The 334-nt window shown below is 48.8% G+C and carries 1 protein-coding gene; it reads left to right on the top strand.

The genetic code is table 11. The features are described from left to right. Positions 1–334, top strand: a 334-nt coding sequence (locus AAEY83_RS13500) for a DNA-3-methyladenine glycosylase (RefSeq protein WP_351059570.1), incomplete at both ends; no start/stop codon positions are given.

Raw genomic sequence — 334 nt, 5'->3', positions numbered from 1 at the left:
GCGGTGGAGAAGAGTCTCCTGAGTCGGTATTAATACGGGCTGGATTTTTGACCGATGACAGTGACCACCTGATCGATGAGCAATGGCTAAGCGCAGATAAGCAACTTACTTATCCAACGCAGCTGGCAGGTCCTGGTAAGCTGACGAAGCGCTTACAAATTGACCGTGAATTGAATGGTAAACCTATTAGTGCAGAGTCAGCCGTTTGGATCGAAGATGATGGCTGTCAGCCACCGATATCTCTGCGTCCTCGTATCGGCATTGACTATGCTGGCGATGCCAAAGATTGGCTATTGCGCTATATCTGGAGCGACCATCCTTCACTGTCAAAAAA

This window comes from Psychrobacter sp. TB20-MNA-CIBAN-0197 (genome assembly GCF_040309765.1).
In the GTDB taxonomy this organism is placed as follows: Bacteria; Pseudomonadota; Gammaproteobacteria; order Pseudomonadales; family Moraxellaceae; genus Psychrobacter; species Psychrobacter submarinus.
This window is presented reverse-complemented; position numbering and strand designations above follow the sequence as displayed.